Consider the following 18,849-nt stretch of genomic DNA (forward strand, 5'->3'; position numbering starts at 1 on the left):
TGGTGTTACAATGGTAATACCAAAGGAATACTAAAAGAGGTAAGAAAAATGGCGGCTATCACATTGAAAGTTTCTGAGCAGGACAAACTCTTTATGCAAGCTATGGCAAAGTTTGAAGGTGTGAGTTTGTCAGAACTCATTCGGACTAAAACCCTTGAAGCCCTTGAAGACGAGTACGATGCGCGTGTGGCAGATATTGCTTGGGCAGAATACCAAGCAGACTTAGCAAAAGGAATTGAGCCAATAACACTAGAACAAATGGCTGAGGAGTTGGGCATTGAGTTATAAGGTTATTTTGTCCGCTAAGGCTCAAAAGCAAATTCGAAAGTTGGATAAAACTGCTGCAAGTTTGATTTTACGGTATCTTTATAAGCATATTGATGGGTGTGACAACCCCAGACAATACGGAAAAGCCTTGACTGCCAATCGTTCTGGCCAATGGCGGTACCGTATCGGTAATTACAGGGTCATTGTCAGCATTGAGGATGATAAATTGATCGTAACAGCCCTTGAAGTCGGGCATCGAAAAGAAGTATATAAATAAAAAGCCAAGACTTGTGTCCTGGCTTTTGCAGAATGAAGAAGATGAAAAAAGAGAAGATTTATATTGTTGAAGATGATGAGATGATTGTCCAACTCTTGAAGCAGCATTTGGGAAAATCTTATCAGGTAGAAAGCGTGCAGAATTTCCGAGCTGTCAGTCAGGAAGTGGCGGAAATCAAACCAGACTTGGTGCTGATGGACATTAGCCTACCCTATTACAACGGTTTTTACTGGACGACTGAAATTCGTAAAACCATGACCATGCCGATTATCTTTATCTCCTCTAGCGATGATGAGATGAATGCGGTCATGGCTATGAACATGGGTGGCGATGATTTTGTGTCTAAGCCGTTTTCTCTGGGGATTTTGGATGCCAAAATCGGTGCCTTTCTGCGTCGGGTCAATCAATTCAGCAAATCAACCGATTTGTCAATTGACCAGTTTCAACTTAGTTTAGATGGGCGATTTTCAAACAAATCGGACCAGGTTCAACTTTCACCTACGGAAACCAAGATTTTGTCTGCCTTGCTAGAAAGACAAGGGCAGATTGTTAGCAAGGAAATCTTGTTGGAAAGCTTGTGGGAGAACGAAGAATTTATCGACCAAAATACACTCAATGTCAATATGACCCGACTACGCAAGAAAACAGGTGAACTGGGTTTTGACCGCATTCATACGGTGCGGGGAGTGGGGTACTTGGTCAAATGATAGCAAAATTTATCCGTGAATTCCGTAGTTTTTACTTCTCCTACATTGTTCTATCTACTAGTTTTATCTTGCTCTTCTTTCTCTATCAACTGCCCACCGAATTCCTGCAAAACGCTCTGCTATTGTCCCTAACCCTCTTAATCCTACTGACTGTAGGCCTGTTCTGGAAGTTTCGCAACCGCATGAGAGCCTTGGAAGACTATGTTCATGAGGAAGCCTTGCCCCTGCTTAATAAGCCTGTTGACCTTGCCTATCTCAACTTGATTGAGGCAGAGAAGGAGGCGACACGTGAACAGCTTTTGGTCTATAAGTCACGAGAAGAAGACCTGCAAGCTATGGTCAAACTCTGGTCTCACCAAATGAAAGTGCCTCTGGCTGCCCTGTCCCTCATGAGCCAGACGGACAATTTACATCAGGCAGATGTTGACCAACAATTGCTGCGCTTGGACAATTACATGGCTAATTTACTCAATTATCTCAAGTTGTCCAATCAAGCTTCGGATTTTCGCTTTGAAATGGTCCAAGTGAGAGAAGTAGTGGTGGATTTGGTCAAGAAATACCGGCAACAATTTCTGCAACGCGAGATAAGTGTCGCTATAGATGGAGATTGGCAGCTGAAAACAGACCGCAAGTGGCTGAGTTTTGCCCTATCGCAAGTCTTAGACAATGCCCTGAAATATAACAAAATGGGTGGTTCAGTGACCATTGCCTTGGACAAGGGAATCACGATTTCTGATACAGGATTAGGCATTTTGCCCGAGGATATTCCGCGCCTTTTTGACGAAGGTTTTACGGGCTATAATGGACGTGAACACCAGAAAGCCACTGGTTTTGGGCTCTATCTCACCAAGCGCGTCTTGCACCAGCTAGAATTAGATATTGATGTGGACAGTCAGGTTGAAGTTGGGACAAATGTGCGGATATTTAAATCAGATTAAGAGTTTGCAACCGCCTCCAAAAGTGCTATACTAAGGATAGTATTTCATTGGAGGTTTTTTATGTCTCATCATGTTTTGCAAAATGGATCCGACATTCGCGGGATTGCCATTGCTACTGACGAATATGCTGTTAAATTGACGCCCCAAGCAACCAAGGAAATTGTTAGAGGGTTGATTCATTGGCTGACCCAAAATCAGGAATTGTCCACGCTCTATAAAGAAGGAAAATTGACCATTGGTATCGGTCGTGATAGCCGTCTGAGCGGTCCAGATTTGGCAGATGCTTTTATCGAAGAAGCTGTTGGTCTGGGGGTTCAGGTGATTGACTTTGGTATGGCCACAACGCCAGCTCTCTTCATGAGCACCCAGTATCCGCAGTTTGCCTGCCACGCAGGGGTGATGATTACTGCCAGCCATCTGCCTTATTATTTTAATGGTCTCAAGATTTTTTCGCAAAATGGCGGAGCGGAACACGAGGATATTGACTATATCTTGTCGCATACGGAGGCATTCCCAGCCTTAAGTCTGGGAAGTCTGACCCATGCGGATCTGATTACGCCTTATGCCCAAGATTTGGTTGATAAGATTCGTACAGCCTGCGATGGTCAAGACAAGCCGTTGACCGGACTCAATATCATCGTCGATGCTGGAAATGGTGCAGGCGGTTTCTTTGCGGAAAAAGTTTTGGCCGAGCTGGGAGCTGATACAACGGGTTCACAGTTTTTAGAACCGAACGGCACCTTCCCTAATCATGTCCCAAATCCCGACAACAAAGAGGCCATGGAAAGTATTCGTCAAGCAGTACTTAAACAAGGTGCCGACTTAGGCATTATATTTGATACAGATGTGGACCGCGCTGCCTTGGTTACCAAGTCAGGACAAATTCTCAACCGTAACAATCTAATTGCTGTCTTGGCTCAAATTACCTTGTCCGAGCATCCGGGTACGAGTATTGTGACCAATTCCCCAACCTCAGAACACCTAAAAGATTTTATCGAAAGTCTGGGTGGCAAGCAAATTCGCTATATTTCAGGTTATCGTAATGTGATCAATCGCGCCATTGCTGCCAACCAAGCTGGTGTAGATTGTCAATTGGCTATCGAGACGTCAGGTCATGCAGCCTTTAAGGAAAATTATTTCTTGGATGACGGTACCTATGTGGCTGCCAAAATTCTCATGCTTCTGCCTCAGTTGCAAAAGGATGGCAAGTCCCTGGATGATTTGATTGCACAGCTGAAACAACCTTTAGAAACGCAGGAAGTGCGCTTTAAGTTGGAAGTTGAGGATTATCGCGCTCTAGGTGAGCAAGTCATTGCCGACTTGCAAGCGACATCCATTGCCGGTTTTATTTTCAATCCAGAGAATGAAGAAGGAGTGCGATTTGATGTAACAGACCCTTATGGAGACGGCTGGTTCCTTCTCCGCATGAGTCTCCACGAACCGCTCCTGGTCCTTCAAATTGAAAACGACCAATCAGGTTATATGCCGAGCATTTTGAAACGTTTGTCTGAATTCTTGGACGGCTATCCAGCTGTTAATCAGACCAAATTAAAAGAATTAGCATAATTAGATGAAAGTCAGCCACTTGGTTGGCTTTTTGGTGTTTTTCTGGCTAGTTTTAAGCAGTTTTAGAAACATTTACAAGATTTTTTCTTAAATTTTTACACAAAATTCTTGACTTATCAATAATTAGTGATAAAATAGGATTACAGAAAGAAAGTGAGGTACTTAACATGACACTCGTTTCAAATCCTACTCAATTAATTAACGCTTTGGACAATAATGAAAAAGAAATTGTTATCACACGTACCATGACTTTTGCAAGTTCCATCTATCTTCCAGCTGGTATCGACATCAAAGGTCAAGCACAAGAAAATGGCGTTCTGCCAACTGTATTCTTTTCACATTCTGATGGTTTTATCTTGAAAGGCGATGCTAAGATTTCTGATTTAACAATCTCAGCTCTTCAAGATAAGAAAGCTATTTCACTTGTGCCACAACAAGTTCGTGACAACTTTGGTCAGATTTCACTTATAAACTTGATCGTGGACGGTCAAATTTCAATGATTTTCCGTGCACCAACCATGACTGCACATGTCGACACACACAACGTCTTGGTTCGCAAAGCAGATACGCGCACCTACCTTGAGCAACCACAAAAATATGGCGTAAACGTCCTGCAAGGTGCTTATACCCTTTACAATTTTAACCCCGATGCTAACAGTAAGATTACAGCAGCTATCAGTGAATTGAACGTCGGTCAAGACGGTCAACCTGTCATCGGATCTGGTGTCTTTGTTTCAGGTTTCAATGATGCTGGTGGTCAAGTTGTGATGGATAAAATGGTCTTGGGTTCAGTTTATTCTACTGGTCTCCTTCCTCAAGGTGCGGCAGATTTCATCACCGGTGGTGTCTTTGTTGTCTATGGTGCCCATGTTCACGAATTGTATCAGCTCGGTAAAACCGTTACTTACGGCGTCAATGACATGGTCTTGGATGCTTGGGGAACTGTTGACAAATGGGTCGTAGAAGATGAAGTTATTTCCTACGGTCAATCTGGTGTTGGTTTCGTAAACTTCGGTACTGTCAATGATTTCCAAGCAAAAAAAGCCATTTCTACCTACGGTGTCGGAGCTCGCGCCTACAATCAATACGATGGTACCTTGAAAGTCGGTCATTTTGCTGAAATCAATACCTACAATGACGGTGCTGTTGGTATTCAAATTTCCAAAGAAGTCGGTGAACTGTATATTGAAGGCGATATTACAACCCACGGTGGTGTTGGCCAATCTCTTGTAAAAGGTGTCAACGTGGATCTTCCAGCCTATGCCTTTTCTATCAAAGATGGCGGTTACCTTCATGAACTTCATGTCAAAGGCTCTATCCTTAGCCACGGTGATAATGTTACAACTGTCACTATGGAAGATGGCGGTCGTTTAGACCAAGTCGCAGTGGATGGTAAAGTCGCTGCACTGGGCAACAATAGCAAAACCTTCAGCGATGAAACTGTTGAAAAACGATTTTAAGAATGAAGCTAAACGATCCTAGGATTTCCTGGTCTTGTTTTTAGTAGTAAATTCCGATTAGAAAATTGGCATAGAAAAATGAGATTGGTAGTCCAACCTCATTTTTTTCTTCTGAAAGCAAGTTGTTGCAAGAGCGAGATAATTGGTCCAGTGAAGAGCATGGCAATAATTGTTCCTTCGCGAATTCCTAAAAATGGATTACCAAAGAGGAAAGAGAGAAGAAGCGCTGTTACAACCATTCCAATATCACAGGCCAATTTGACGCTAGAAAATGGTTTATTGGTCACTTGGGCAATTGTTTTGGGCAACCCTTCGCCCGGCATGACAATCGTATCCGCATTGACCTCAACAATGACACCGATTGCCAAGATAAAGACAGAGATAATCAAGACAATCAACTGGACTGGATAAGATTTACTGGACAAGATTGGAGCGAGCAGACCGTAGAAAAAGTTAATAAACAAGCCAAACAAGGTTCCGGGTATTAACTGAATGAGGTAAGGAATTGCCTCGCTCATCTTCTTTGGACTAGCCAAGACGAGCTGAATAACAACTAGCAGGGCTAAGAAGAGCGCCGTGTTCAGACCGATGGATGAACCCATAGATTCTGAGACGACGTTGGGCACAGCAGCAATCGGCGATGTGCCGAGCAGGGATATTTTTGACATGGCAACAGCAATGGCCATGATTGTGATTCCAATAACAAATTTTACGATTTTCATAATTATATTTTAATACAATATCGACAAAAATCAAGCATTAACTCACTAATTAGTAGATTTGTTATTTATGTTTGCATAAAATAAATTATGTAAATCACAGTTTATCCAATGCATTTTTTTGCTCATCATTGACAATATGGGTATACAAATCAGTAACTTGCGTATTGGCATGCCCCAGTTGATGGCTGACCAAGACCTGCGACTTGGTTGCATCATAGAGTCTGGTCGCAAGTGTGTGGCGGAGTTTGTGGGGCGTTACACGAATTTTGAAATCAGCCGAATACTTGGCAACCATTTTTTCAATAGAAGAGGCATCCATGCGATTGGGTATCCCACGATATTCGGAAAGAAAGAATGCGACGTCAGTCTTTTCTGCCTTGTAGCGTTGCTGCCGGATGGTCATATAGGCTTCCAGATAGGGCTTGGCAAAGCCAGCAATATTAACAGAATCCCGTTTACCACCTTTTCGAGTGACTTCGATAATCATCAATTTCAGATTAACATCCTTGAGGTCCAAATTGACGGCCTCAGACAGACGGACGCCAGAGGCCAAGAGCAGGGCAAGAATGGCTAAATCACGCTCCTTATTTTTTCGGAAAGAAGATTTTGCACGGTTGGAGAGTTTATTTTCGTATTCTGTGTCCACGTATTCCAGAAATTCCATGGTCTCGTCGCCCAAAAAGAGTTTCTGCTTGATATTTTCCGCCCGGGCAGCCAAGGTTTCTTTTTTCTTCTTGGTCGACACCTTTTTCATGACATTACGGTAGAAGTAGGGCTCACCCTGATCATTTTCCACTTCTTCGGTTAAATACTTGAAGAGACTAGAAAGTGCCGATAGAGTGCGGTTTATGGTGGTCTGCGACACACCATTCTGCGTGGTATTGGCGTTCAGTAAGGGACGCTCCCGCAGATAAAGAATGAAGGCTTCCATATCTTTTTTGGTCAAATGTTCCAGAATATCCAACGGAATATCAGCAATCCGTTCCACAGATACCAAATCTGAATCCTGTAACCACTCAAAAAAACGACGATATTCTTTGAGGTATTCATAAAGGGTTGTAAAACTATAGGGAACCGCCAACTTGGATTGGTAATAATCCAAGACATACCAAGGCATGATTTCTTTCAATTCCTCAATTTTTTCCAATAATAATTCACGACGCATGATGATTTCTCCGAGATATTTTATTTAAAATTAAGTATTGTATTTTGGAAGAATTTTCAGCCTTCACATTTATTTCGAAATTATAAAATACATTTTTTCGGCAAAAATTTTTTCTAGTTATCATACCAGTAGTATACCATAGTTTTATATAAGTTTCAAGAAAATTATAGTTTTTCGGAAAGATGTTATATAGATTTTCAACCAAATAACAAAAAAATTTTTTAGTGTACATTTTACCTCAAAAACCTGTATTTTACACGGTAAACTGACAATCGCCCATTTGTACATTTTTGCTCCTTTTCCTTGCATTTTACGTCTAAACTGGAAATTTTTCAAATGTACATTTTTCCCAATTTTTAAATCATAAAAACACGGCTCACCTTGATGCCGTGTATAACTTTATATAAACTTACTAAAAGGTACAAAATGCTCTCGTTTTCTTCGAAGGCCTTTGCAGATTATGCAAGGCTGTTTTGATCTTGTTTTGCATTTGATTCTATCTTGGATTGACATTTTATACCTGTGTTTATTATTTTCCTGACAAATCCACCAAACTCTAATTTTGCTATCAACTGTTAGGCTTTTGGGGTTTGGCATGAGGATATTGTTTAAGGCATCCCATTCGTTTTCTAGCTCAGGATGGTCTTTCAGAAAACTGTTAATTTTGCTGAATTCTTGAATTTCAGTGCAATTTGGACAGATATTTTCTAAATTTGGCTTCACCGAGCTCAGATAACGTTTTAAAACAACGTTTAATCGCTCTTCAAAATCATACTGGCAGGTATTACAATGCCATTGCATCATTCGTTTTTCTGTAACACTTGGGATGATTTGATTGGTCTTAAATTTGTTGTTTGAGTCCCACACTTTAGCCAATTCTGGATAAACATCCATTAAGGTATTATAGCCTTCTAACGGCTGTTCGTTGCTACAATATGGGCAACATAACTCTGTCTCTTTTCTAATTGGAATAGAGCATTGGTATTCACCTTGGCATTTTTTACATCTCCACCAATATTTCTGGGTTTCGATAAATGTCGTGGCTAACTGTACAGGTATTTGATTTCGGTCACTCCATTCTTCTAATAATGTCGGATAGTCTGAAAGAAAGTCGTTATTGAAAATTTCCTTTATCCAGTCACAGTTATTAGGGCAGGTTTGAAAGTTTTGATTTTCAATTGTCGTTCTAGAAACCATTTCTGAAGCACTACATTGAAAATCTATTTGGCAACAAGGACATCTCCAATTTAATAATCTTTTGTCATACTGCCAGTAGTCTTGTAATTCACCAGGATTATTTGAACTCCAAAAGTTAGCTAGATAAGGGTGTGTGACATTTAAGGAGTTAAAATCTTTTAGTAATTTGTAATCATTACAATATGGGCAAGAATGCTTATCTCTTTCATAGACACGGCAATAATAAACGCCCTTACAGGTTGAACAAGACCATTCAATTTCAAGGTCGGATAGTTTATCAACTTGGTAAACAGATATTGAGTTTTTATTTGACCATTCTTCTGCTAATTCAGGAGTAAGAAAAGTCAATGGTGCTACTTCTGTCTGTTTGTTAACCACATCTTTAAAAGTAGCATGACATGAATGACAATAAGAGCCAGAACGCATAATTCTTTTTAGCATTCCCTCTATAGGTAAATTATATTGATTGTTACACTTGTCACAACACCAATTTAATGGCACGGTGATATTATGGTTTAGTTTTAACTCCTCAAACGGAATTTCGTTTGTCTCATTGCAATATATTTTTGATAAGTTAGGATAAACCTCCTTGTAATAATAGCTACTTGAGAACTCATTACAATTCTTGTGATAGAGTTTTTTATCTTGATTTTGGAACAATCGAGAACTCATAGCATAATCACGCCAACTCCAGCGGCAGGTTGGACATGTGTAATTTAGTATCAATTTAGAAGCAAAAATTTCGCCTTGCAAACTTTCAAGTAATAGCTCTTTGTTTGCTCTAGAAAAATTTAGATAATTAACTATTTCAGGGAATACAGTTAAGATGCTGTTTTTATCTTTAACCAGAATTTTCCCCAATTGGCAGCACGGGCAAAAGTCTTTAGTTTTTTGACTTTGCAAATATGTCTGATACACACTTGCTTCCCAATTATGTTGACAATTAGGGCAAAGCCACCTAACTTGTTGCCGACTAGTTACTCTAGTTGTGGAGATATTCAAATAATTGTTGTAATCATAATCCCAAAAAACTAATAAGCTAGGCACATTTTTTATTACTTCAATCATATTATACTCCTAGTAATTTGTTCTATCATCTAGTAAACTTTTTATGCTGACTACTTTTTTGGCCATAGCAGGATTTTCTTCTTTACTTTTTACTTCCCCGCTAGAAAAGTCAATTATGCTGTCAGCAGTTAGAATATTTTCTTCAAGATAATCGGAAAAAATGATTCCTCCATCGTATTGCAGAAGCCCTTCTGCCTTTAATAATTCATTAGCTATTGCAGGGTAAACACTGGCTTGGATGAGGTCTCGAAGCGATTTATTTTCTTTTTGAAGCTCTTTTATATCACTTTTGATCTTCTCAATGGAGATTTTTTCTGAGTTTGAATTTTGAAACAATTTCCTTAACTCTTTAATCTGAGTTTTTAAACTTTCAACCTGATCTCTGTATGATAGGGCAGCTTCTGCAATCCTTTTGTAGTGTTGATTTAGCTCTATCAGAGCGGCTTTTATAGAGCTTGGAGTCCGATTAGTGCGCATGAAACTCTCGACATCTAAAGTCTTGTAGGTAATAACGGCTTGGTATTGTTCATCTACCTGCTCTTTTTTTCTAATATCTAAAGCTTTTCTAAATACTTTATTCCTTCTAATCGTTGTATCGGCAACTTGCGGAAAACCATTTTCTCTGATATAGTCTCCAAAATTTGGGATTTTAAAAAGTTTGATGTCATATAGACAGTGTTCAGCCAAGTATTGTTCGAAATACTCCACTAATTCCTCATCCATGATTGCCTTTAGTCGAGCCATAGATTACTCCTCGCTTTCCATCTGGTGTTTGTACATTAAATACTCTTGGTATGAGTAACTTACGTTTTTCAGGCGTAAAAGCGCCTCTCCCAAATCTTCAAAATGCCCCTTACCTTCTCTCACACGTTTAATAGCTTGGTCAACAATTAGAGCTTCTTGATCTACACTTTTCTTATGAGTTTTATCCATGGTGAAGTAGTCTTTTCCTGCTTTACGATAGAATGGACAGCTCGTGCAAGCTCCAAGTTCTGCATGACTACTTATGACTTTCAAACAGTCAGAATAGTCTCCTGAAGCAAATTTCGGGGAGTAACATCTTCCTTTATTATCTAACTGTACAAAGGTCTTACCCACGGTGTATTTATACTGTGTCTTGCTGATTTCGTAACAAGTTTGTGAGCTTGTCAATTTTCTGTATGCTTGATAGCTGCGGCACTCAATAAATTGACTGAGATTGGAAAAATAGTGAGAGGATGTTGCGACGTTATCATGGCCTGCAAGCATCATGGCCGTAACTGGGCTTGCACCTTCTGCAATGAGATTGATCATTGAGATATGTCTAGTATCTCCGATATGAATGAAGCCTATCTCTTTATCCTTTAACCTAGTCGGCGGGCTGATATGGTAGACTTGATACCCATATCTATCTGATATGACATCGTTAAAGAAATATCTTAGTATGGTGTTCAAATTTGTGTAGGTGAGAAAACGATTCCTAACTCCAGTTTTCTTATCCCATTTTTTGTAGTGTGGATCAGTTACAAAAAGTGTATCCAGTTTTGTTGAGGATGAATCCTTAGTGAGGTCAAGATAAGTTTGTATCTGTTGAGCGAGTCTGTCAGGTATTTCATAAGTTGTTAGGTAATAATCCTCAGAGATTTTGTGTGATACACTTTTTTCTTTCCCTTTGAGATTATTCCGTCTTAATGTTAGGAAATACTTACCGTTTTCTTCTGACAAGCAATTTCTTTGAGTCAATAGAAACTCTCTTGGCCTCAATGGCAATACCGCTGTAATCTGCCACCAGAGATACAATGGATAGTAAAATAGTCTGTCTTTATCAGAGATCCCGTCAGTCCAATACTGTTCAAGAATGTCGTTAAATATAAAATATGACTGAAATTGAGCAAGTTTTCTTTGTTGCTTGGGATTCGTTTGATAACTCACTGCCAAAACATTGTCTAACTGTTCAAGCAATAAACTAATGTTACTATCTTCCTCACAAGGCAAGCTAGAGAAGAAATCTATACAAAGTGATGGAGAGTGCAGTTTTATATCAAGCACATCAATTGTCACATCTTGTTTGGTTTCCTTGATAATTCGTTTAATATCACGTAAGAACTGCTGTAAAGTAGCTAGCACATGCTGTTCCATCGAAAGCACTATAAAGCATTTTAAATAATTTGTGAAATCGACTGAATCAATACCTAAAAGTGGTTCAAAGTAACGTCTGTACTGAAACGTATTAACGTTAAAAAAGAAACCAACATTGTCATACTCATTGGTTGTTTGCCATTTTAGTTCATAAAAATTCTCTGTCAGGATGATTCCTTGCTGAACATAGTCTTCAAAATATTCAATTGCTTGGTCTAATTTAATTTCGTCAAATGTAGTAAAATGGGTAACTGCCCGAAATAATTTAGCTTGATTGTTCATGCGATCAGCTCCTTAATAATTTCTTCGTAGTCATTCAATACATCCTCACCGTACTGTTCAGATATAGCCTGTAACATCTCGGTTAAACATGGTTTTAATTGTGACTCTAAAATAGCTTTGATTTTTCCTTTTTCTAAATCATTCTGCACCTCCAAATATTGCTTATTAAGTCGGTTAAATTCACCAATCAGTAATAGTAAGGTGGACTTGGTTTGGAGTTCAAAATCACATCCTACACAGTGTTGTCGCTCATCAAATGGGCAAATTCTACCAATAGCAGATAATAGACATAGACTCTCAGTCTGCTTAGAAAAGGCCTCATCGTTCCCAATACGATGGCAAACGGTAAGTAGTTGGTTCGCATTCAGATTATCTTTGACAACCGTTTGTAATGCTTTCTGGGCCTTGCTATCGGCACGGATACTTAGTTCTAGTGTTTTCTCTACTTCAGCAGGGGTTAAATCAAGCCCCTTAATCATCTGTGTCTGTTGACTGGGACTAAGTTCTTTGTACTTTCCTCTAGTTACAATGGTTAATAACATTGATGGTATCATAGATAGAACTCCTCTTTCAAAGAGTTCTTTAGCTACCATTTCTGGTTTCATCTGCCCTAGTTGGGCATCCTTCAAATAGCTAGAGGTGGTTTGAGCAAACTCGTCAAATGAACCTTTATGGCTTCTTGCTAATGCTGCCAATAAATATCCCTTGATGTTTAATTCACTTTTTTCTTTTAGTACATCATCTGCTAACATAGCCACTGCTTGTAAATAGGACTTGTTTGCAGATCTACTACTGAAATCTCTTTCTAAAAATAGATTGCCAATCTCTACTCCCATGTATCTAGTTATTTGCTCATAAGTATTGATTTTTCGAATCAAAGGGAGATTTTTCCCCTCTTTTTTAGAAAGTTGATAGTGGGCTTCGCAAATGGCAAGAAGGGTTCCAATAAGTACCTCGCAACTTTCAGGAACAATAAATTTAATTTGGCTAACATTTGACCTATTTTTCGTTTTATTGGGCGTAATATTGAGATAGGCTAGTCTTGTTGTGATGCTTAGAAGAGTTTTTCTGGCTTCGACACTACTCCATTTTCCTCTCTTTATTGCCTCAAGTACCTCTGCTGATGGTCTTGTAAGCTGAGGGTGGCCGAGCTGTTCCAAATCTGTTTGCCTTAATGCACAAATGTAGTGGAGAGCGAGGTAAAGCCAAGTGTCAGCAAAGTCTTTTGAGTGAGCAGCTTGTTGCCACATTTTATTTTCTTGAATGTACGTTTCGTTAAAGAGATAATACATCAGTTGTAAATAGTCATCGAGCTCATAGGCGCCGTTTTTATCATCCAGTGTGTAACGAGAAACCATCTCATACGATTTACGATATTTTGTTATTCGTTTTGAAAGTAACCAATTTGTGAAACGAATGATTTCATCGCCATGAGTTTTGATAAGTGCTTCAGTTGCTTTTTCTAACAGAGTTTCAAGTTGGCTATCACTGTATAGAAACAAGTCCCTCTTTAGATAATAGGCAAGAAAATCTTGAAGATAAAATAGGCTTGATTTATCAAGTTTATTCTCCTCTGAATATTTTATGAAGTATTCATGTGTAGTTGGAAATCGTTGCTCCAAGATGCTTGAGACCGCTCTAACGCCTGCTGGTTTTAGCAAATAATTCCGAACTCTCAATGTGATAAACTCTGCATCATTATCGGAGACCGAAAGATTACCCAAATCAACAGAAATGCCAAACCAATCATTATCAAGTAGGAATTGACTTACCTTTTCTCTAGCTTTATCATTATTACAGTTTAGTTCTGTAAGTAACTGTTCCAAATGTCTTCTGATATTTACCGCCACTACTCTCCTCCTCTTCCGAATAAATCATCGGCCCGCCAATTGAGATAGTCAAAGACGCCATTATTAACCTGGCCATACTGTTTGGCAATCTCACCCTTGTTTTGGAGATAAACCCAGGCACTTTCAGGGGACTTATCGCCCCTGGCTGACATGAGTTCACTAATCTCATTGACTCCAGACAAGACTAACTGCGTAGTGTACCAGTGTCTGAAAATATGAGGGGAAATATTGTGCTCCTGTAAGAGATGGCCAAAGAACACCACTTCTTCATCATCCGCATTCAAGAAAATTGGTATCATCTCTTCTCGAATAATCTTTCGGAAACGCTGATAATAGACATCATAAGTCAAAGCCTTCCCTTGCTTGTTCAAATTCAGTGGTCCGTAGTCCTTCTCATACTTCTGACCTTCTAGATACGCCATATAATCATTGTAGGTGTCCACAAATACTTCTAGAAAGATATATGGGACTGCTTGCATCCGCTCCTTCTTGATGCGTCCTGTGGGTTTTAAATCACTTCTAAGAGGGATTTCTTTTCTTAAGTCTATTTCTATTTTGAAAGTTTCGCCGTAGCTTTGGTGGAAGAGAATACCTGGTCCTAACGGACTATCTTCTCTTCTCACATTACAAGCCTCCGATGGTCGTAAACCAACAAACGCCCCTAGTGCAACTACCATGAGTATGTCTTTGTGATTTTTGGCGATATGAGCAAAGAGCATTTCAAAGGCAGCATTTGGCATGTCACGAAAGATCACTTGTTCAGTGTTGCTATCGTCATAAAACACCTCAAAACTCGGCTCCTTACGCTTGATTAACCTTCCTCGCTTATTTGTAAAGGATGTAGTCGTATAGAGCTCCTTAGATGTCAGCATAGCCTTCCCTTTTCGTTCATTAAGATAGAGTGTTAAAAAATCAAGTACGGTGTTTACACAAATCTCCACTGTACTTTTCTTTCTGTGCTTGCTATCGCCAGGCAAGGTTCCTAAGCCATAGTGCATCAGAAATTCCTGGACCATCTCTAGGGTTAATTGGTCTAAGTTACGAATACCACATACAGGAAAAACGTAATTGAGGAACTTGATGACATAGGTAAAGCGTTTGTTTCCATCGTCAGAGATTGATTTAATCTTGGCTGAGGATTTGACATATCGGTGGAAATTAGTAAACTGTAAGCTGCCATCATCTTGCTTTAGAGCAATAAACTGCTTTGTCACAATACGGTTATCGCCTAAGATAAGAGAGTGCGTATAACAGACAAATTTCATACGGTCTCCTTTCAAACTTTCCTAGACAATATACTAAAGAACTAGATTTAGTACTTTTATTTCTGCATCAACTTTCATCAATAAGAGCCTATCTATTGCCTGCATCACTTCTTTGTGTTTCTGATATGGGTGGATTCTCAACAACATTGTGACAATCCCTTGATTGTAGGCGATAATCTTAGCCCGATTCTCCTTGATAACGGTTATATCAAAGTGATAATTCGCTTTGGCGTGATAAATGACTTCTTCGAAATATTCTTTGGCGTGTTCTAAGACAATCTCACAAAACGTATCCACACTGAGTATTCCCGCCTGTGGCGTTACCTCCGAATGGGATTTATCATCCCTGGCATATTCGAGGCTCATCATTATATTGACAAAGTTATCTCGAAATTCTCGAATTCCTGAACTTGAAAATTCATATAATTCAGGGACTGAGAATTGGCTTAGCTCCCTCATAATCTCTCGAACCAGCTTCTTAGCTCTTAATTGGTCTTCCATGCTTGATTCGTAGTTGTGTAAGTCGTTCATATTTTCCATTGCATTCACTTCCCTTTCGTAGTATCTGCTTGGTATTTGTCACTCTTGTTATTTCCTACTGTATTTCAATGACATAAACACAAAAAAACGACCAGATGAACATGTCTTTCTCAATTGCAGAGCACTGCAATTAGAAAACATAGACACGTTCATACATTGATCGTTCTTGTATTATCTTTTGATTGAATAACAAAAGTAAACCTTATTCAAAGTAAACGTGAGCTATGTGATAGCTAGTAATAAAACGGCATCATAGTTTGGTTGAAACCAACTATGAATTGGTTAACCTCCCTCATTGCTTTATATACTTAGTTCTTTTACTTAGTTTTACTTTACTTTTGTTATTTTACTTATTTTTGGTATTATATCACATTTGTGGTAAAAATGCAATTTTAAAGAGTGAGTCGTTGAGTAGCTCTTGAAAACAGGTAACTGTTATCTCTAAAGTAATACATCTATTATAAACTGGTCCCACATTCGACGCAGAACATAGCTTCTTCAGGTAGTGTTGTTCCGCAATTTGTACAGAACTTTGCACTACTTAGCTGAACATTATTATCATCAAGTTGATTTTGTGGAATACTAAAAATGACTGTTTCGGTATCTACTGGTTCAGTGATACCTTCGCTATTTTGACTTTAAGATAGCTCAAAAGTTTCATTGATATAAATTCGCAATTCATTATTCATTAAAAGAAAGTGATTCAAAAATAACGGATCATTTCTTAGTCTAATCTATGTAAAGCAACTTCTCTCGAGGTCGCTTTTTTTCTTATTTTCATCTAATTCAGCCCCAAAATTAATAATTTTTGTTTGAATATCAGATCTTAATTTTGATAATGTATGTATAGATTGTATAAATTCATCAAAATGAGCTTCTAATAACAGTTGTCGCAGAACTGTAAGGATCGATTTTTCATATACAATAATTTTATCTATTTCTGATAACAAATCTTTAGACGTAATCTCATTATTTGTTTTTACTTGATAGTAAATATCATTGTAATATATTTCGGTAGCTTCAATAAATAATTCAATTAGACACTTCTTACTATCGCTTTCCTTACAATTTGTCTGTGAACTATAATATAACTTATCCCGCTCCTTTCTGTAATCAATCATTGCGTTAAAAAAATTGAGTTGAAATGGAAACTCGGCTAAATCAACCATTTTTTCCAATTCAGCAATTTGTAACGTATTGATAGAATGTATAATTTGATAAACATTGTCTTTTATTTCCTTTTGATATTTTTTCTGTTTCATACTCTGCATATTTCTTTCCATTCTTTTCCTCATTTCTTTCCAGAACTACAAAATCCTCGAATCCGAGATTTTGCAATCGCAATAGAAGTTTCATCAATCACGATTTTTACTAAATCTCTTACTTTTAATAAATGCTCTTCAGTATTCTTGTGCAATAGTGTCGATCAAGATTGAAAGCTCTTAAATTGAATTTTCAAGTAGCCACAAACGCAAAAAAAACGATCAACTGGCTTATACAAGCGTCAACATCTCCGCTAGCAGCATACTGCCACACGACTTCATTGACGGTTTCTTCCTTTGATCGTTCTGTTAATCTATCTTTTTCTGTAAACAAAAGTCCACCTCTTTCTAGTAAATGGAGCTACTATCTAAATAGCTCAAGCAATGTCGACTACATAGTTAGGTAATAACCAACTATGCATTGGTTAACCTCCCTCGTTGCGTATTTACTTAGTTCTTTTACTTAGTTTTATTGTACTTTTGTTAATTTTACTTTTTTTGTATTATACCATAGATTTTGATTTTGTATAGTAAAAATTTCATTTTATCTTGAAAAAACACATTTTTGTGATATAATTGTTGCATAATAAAGCAACAAGGAGATAAAATCTCATGTTTTCAGGAACACGACTTAAAGAGCGAAGGATTGAAAAAGGCTATTCTCAGACAGATTTAGCCAAACTATTAAAGATTAACAGGGCATCGTATAGTAAGTGGGAGTCTGGTAAATCAGTACCAAATCAGAAACATCTCACTGCTATCGCTAATATCCTAGATGTACCTGTTACTCACTTCGAGTCGGAGTATAAAATTGTTAACACTTACTTACAGCTAAACAACAACTATCGTTTAGCCCTTGAAGACTACGCAGATGACCTACTTCAATCTCAGATTAGAGAAGAAAATAAGGTTATCCGGCTTCACGCGGTTGATGTTCTCGAAGAGATTCAGCTTTCTGCTGGTCCTGGTCAAGGCATCTACGACGAGTACGCAACCGAGACAGTCTACGCTGATAGGGAATACTCGGGCTATGACGTTGCTGCTTGGGTTAGAGGTACCTCAATGGAGCCTCAGTACTTGGATGGCGAAGTAGCGCTAATTCGCGAGACAGGGTTTGACTACGACGGTGCAGTCTACGCTCTTGTTTGGGAGGGGCAAACTTATATCAAAAAACTTTATCGTGAGGAAGAGGGACTCCGCATGGTCTCTATTAACAAGCGGGGTAACCCTGACCGCTTCATTTCCTATGAAGATGATTTTCACGTTGTAGGAAAGGTTGTCGGTCACTTCATGCCAATTGAGGGAGTGTGATATGAAACTAAAAGATATTCTAGAAATCGGAACCTACGGATTCAATCCTGAGTGTAAGGTTGAAATCTTTGACATGGATCAATTTGAAGAACGGTTGGAAAATGAAGGCTTTGACCAAATCCTCATGCCGACCAATGAAGACGCAACGATCTACCCCTATGGATTCTTGTTAGAGGATTCTATCTTGATTGCTATGACAGAGGAAAGTGAGGAAGCGGATGAAAATTAGAACACTAGACTGTGGGTGTCAAAGACAATTAGAAGATGTTGTCGTCAATGGCGAGGTGCATGAAATTCAAGTGTTTGGACACACACCTGATGACCCTCCACTCAGCCAAGAAGATAAAGAAAAGATTGCACATATCATTGAAAACTTCCTAGCGAGTAAAGAGCAAAAGGAGGAAACCTATGATTGAACAACTTCCCTATCTCGAAGATAAGCGAATTTTGATTCAATTCTATGACGGTACCACTACTGATATAACCTCGTATATTCTAGAACTGGCTGCCCAATGGTTTAGGGACAACAACTTCCATGTGAACAAGAGTCTTTTGCCTGATGAAATACAGGCGCTCACATATATTGAAGATAAAGAACCCTTGGATTTTATTGAGCGGTTTTACAAGATTCAAAATGAAGACTATACTCCTACTGCTTCTGAAAAGGAAATGAATAATGGTTTATATAAAATCAGAACCCCCCAGCAAGACTAAGGAGGTACACTATGAAGACAAATGATATGATTAGTTTCAAGGACCAGCGTATTGTCTTTACTCCAGACAAGGTAGCATACGATATCACTGACTGCATTGCTGAACTTGTCGAAGAACTAGGAAAACTCAAAGCGAGGTAA

21 protein-coding genes are annotated in these 18,849 nt (G+C 38.7%); 11 read left to right on the forward strand and 10 right to left on the reverse strand.

What is annotated here, in order from left to right:
• The first annotated feature begins 48 nt into the window (after positions 1 to 48).
• The 6 genes from relB (at position 49) to ACVC7T_RS01805 (ending at position 5,215) form a co-directional block, all read left to right on the forward strand.
• Positions 49 to 288 (forward strand): type II toxin-antitoxin system RelB family antitoxin, encoded by a 240-nt coding sequence (gene relB, locus ACVC7T_RS01780; protein ID WP_024418295.1) that lies wholly within the window; start codon positions 49 to 51, stop codon positions 286 to 288.
• Positions 278 to 544, forward strand: coding sequence for a type II toxin-antitoxin system RelE family toxin (locus ACVC7T_RS01785; protein WP_024418294.1), 267 nt, complete (start codon positions 278 to 280; stop codon positions 542 to 544). Before relB ends, ACVC7T_RS01785 begins: the two co-directional genes overlap by 11 nt.
• Positions 545 to 585: 41 nt before the next feature.
• The gene (locus ACVC7T_RS01790) at positions 586 to 1,251 is read left to right on the forward strand and encodes a DNA-binding response regulator (protein WP_447262365.1); all 666 of its coding nucleotides are present in this window, start codon (positions 586 to 588) and stop codon (positions 1,249 to 1,251) included.
• The gene (locus tag ACVC7T_RS01795; RefSeq protein ID WP_447262366.1) at positions 1,248 to 2,189 is read left to right on the forward strand and encodes a sensor histidine kinase; all 942 of its coding nucleotides are present in this window, start codon (positions 1,248 to 1,250) and stop codon (positions 2,187 to 2,189) included. Before ACVC7T_RS01790 ends, ACVC7T_RS01795 begins: the two co-directional genes overlap by 4 nt.
• 60 nt (positions 2,190 to 2,249) lie before the next feature.
• Entirely contained in the window at positions 2,250 to 3,755 is a 1,506-nt protein-coding gene (locus ACVC7T_RS01800) for a phosphomannomutase/phosphoglucomutase (protein WP_105123299.1), read from the forward strand.
• Positions 3,756 to 3,922: 167 nt separating this feature from the next.
• Positions 3,923 to 5,215, forward strand: coding sequence for a hypothetical protein (locus tag ACVC7T_RS01805; protein WP_447262367.1), 1,293 nt, complete (start codon positions 3,923 to 3,925; stop codon positions 5,213 to 5,215).
• 98 nt (positions 5,216 to 5,313) lie between these two features.
• On the opposite strand, the gene ACVC7T_RS01810 is transcribed toward ACVC7T_RS01805, so the two are convergent.
• The 10 genes from ACVC7T_RS01810 to ACVC7T_RS01855 all read right to left on the reverse strand — a co-directional run bounded on the left by ACVC7T_RS01810 (position 5,314) and on the right by ACVC7T_RS01855 (position 16,705).
• Positions 5,314 to 5,937: a YczE/YyaS/YitT family protein gene (locus ACVC7T_RS01810; protein WP_105123301.1), complete on the reverse strand. Its 624-nt coding sequence runs from the start codon at positions 5,935 to 5,937 to the stop codon at positions 5,314 to 5,316.
• 94 nt (positions 5,938 to 6,031) lie between these two features.
• A complete protein-coding gene (gene xerS / locus ACVC7T_RS01815) occupies positions 6,032 to 7,102 on the reverse strand; it encodes a tyrosine recombinase XerS (protein WP_105110182.1) in 1,071 nt (356 codons plus the stop codon).
• 399 nt (positions 7,103 to 7,501) lie between these two features.
• Positions 7,502 to 9,367, reverse strand: a complete 1,866-nt coding sequence (locus tag ACVC7T_RS01820; RefSeq protein ID WP_394733407.1) for a zinc-ribbon domain-containing protein — start codon at positions 9,365 to 9,367, stop codon at positions 7,502 to 7,504.
• A 9-nt stretch (positions 9,368 to 9,376) separates the two neighbouring features.
• Positions 9,377 to 10,111, reverse strand: a complete 735-nt coding sequence (locus ACVC7T_RS01825) for a hypothetical protein (RefSeq protein WP_394733406.1) — start codon at positions 10,109 to 10,111, stop codon at positions 9,377 to 9,379.
• A 3-nt stretch (positions 10,112 to 10,114) separates the two neighbouring features.
• Positions 10,115 to 11,767, reverse strand: coding sequence for a hypothetical protein (locus ACVC7T_RS01830; RefSeq protein WP_394733405.1), 1,653 nt, complete (start codon positions 11,765 to 11,767; stop codon positions 10,115 to 10,117).
• Positions 11,764 to 13,617: a hypothetical protein gene (locus ACVC7T_RS01835; RefSeq protein ID WP_394733404.1), complete on the reverse strand. Its 1,854-nt coding sequence runs from the start codon at positions 13,615 to 13,617 to the stop codon at positions 11,764 to 11,766. Before ACVC7T_RS01835 ends, ACVC7T_RS01830 begins: the two co-directional genes overlap by 4 nt.
• Positions 13,617 to 14,882 (reverse strand): site-specific integrase, encoded by a 1,266-nt coding sequence (locus ACVC7T_RS01840; RefSeq protein WP_447262368.1) that lies wholly within the window; start codon positions 14,880 to 14,882, stop codon positions 13,617 to 13,619. Before ACVC7T_RS01840 ends, ACVC7T_RS01835 begins: the two co-directional genes overlap by 1 nt.
• A 33-nt stretch (positions 14,883 to 14,915) precedes the next feature.
• Positions 14,916 to 15,422, reverse strand: coding sequence for a hypothetical protein (locus ACVC7T_RS01845; protein WP_105123306.1), 507 nt, complete (start codon positions 15,420 to 15,422; stop codon positions 14,916 to 14,918).
• Positions 15,423 to 15,880: 458 nt separating this feature from the next.
• The gene (locus ACVC7T_RS01850; RefSeq protein WP_447262383.1) at positions 15,881 to 16,042 is read right to left on the reverse strand and encodes a zinc-ribbon domain-containing protein; all 162 of its coding nucleotides are present in this window, start codon (positions 16,040 to 16,042) and stop codon (positions 15,881 to 15,883) included.
• Between the two features lie 114 nt (positions 16,043 to 16,156).
• Entirely contained in the window at positions 16,157 to 16,705 is a 549-nt protein-coding gene (locus ACVC7T_RS01855) for a hypothetical protein (protein ID WP_447262369.1), read from the reverse strand.
• A 591-nt stretch (positions 16,706 to 17,296) separates the two neighbouring features.
• Here ACVC7T_RS01855 and ACVC7T_RS01860 point away from each other — a divergent pair.
• Genes ACVC7T_RS01860 through ACVC7T_RS01880 form a run of 5 tightly spaced genes read left to right on the forward strand, consistent with a single transcriptional unit; the run spans position 17,297 to position 18,849 of the window.
• The gene (locus tag ACVC7T_RS01860) at positions 17,297 to 17,995 is read left to right on the forward strand and encodes an XRE family transcriptional regulator (RefSeq protein WP_447262370.1); all 699 of its coding nucleotides are present in this window, start codon (positions 17,297 to 17,299) and stop codon (positions 17,993 to 17,995) included.
• Position 17,996: 1 nt separating this feature from the next.
• Complete coding sequence (locus tag ACVC7T_RS01865) at positions 17,997 to 18,224, forward strand: hypothetical protein (protein ID WP_172061903.1); 228 nt, start codon at positions 17,997 to 17,999, stop codon at positions 18,222 to 18,224.
• Positions 18,214 to 18,411: a hypothetical protein gene (locus tag ACVC7T_RS01870; RefSeq protein ID WP_105123310.1), complete on the forward strand. Its 198-nt coding sequence runs from the start codon at positions 18,214 to 18,216 to the stop codon at positions 18,409 to 18,411. The genes ACVC7T_RS01865 and ACVC7T_RS01870 overlap by 11 nt, the downstream gene beginning before the upstream one ends.
• Positions 18,404 to 18,709, forward strand: a complete 306-nt coding sequence (locus ACVC7T_RS01875) for a hypothetical protein (RefSeq protein WP_447262371.1) — start codon at positions 18,404 to 18,406, stop codon at positions 18,707 to 18,709. Before ACVC7T_RS01870 ends, ACVC7T_RS01875 begins: the two co-directional genes overlap by 8 nt.
• Positions 18,710 to 18,720: 11 nt before the next feature.
• The gene (locus tag ACVC7T_RS01880) at positions 18,721 to 18,849 is read left to right on the forward strand and encodes a hypothetical protein (RefSeq protein ID WP_269088510.1); all 129 of its coding nucleotides are present in this window, start codon (positions 18,721 to 18,723) and stop codon (positions 18,847 to 18,849) included.

Source organism: Streptococcus sp. P25B114, from assembly GCF_053010325.1.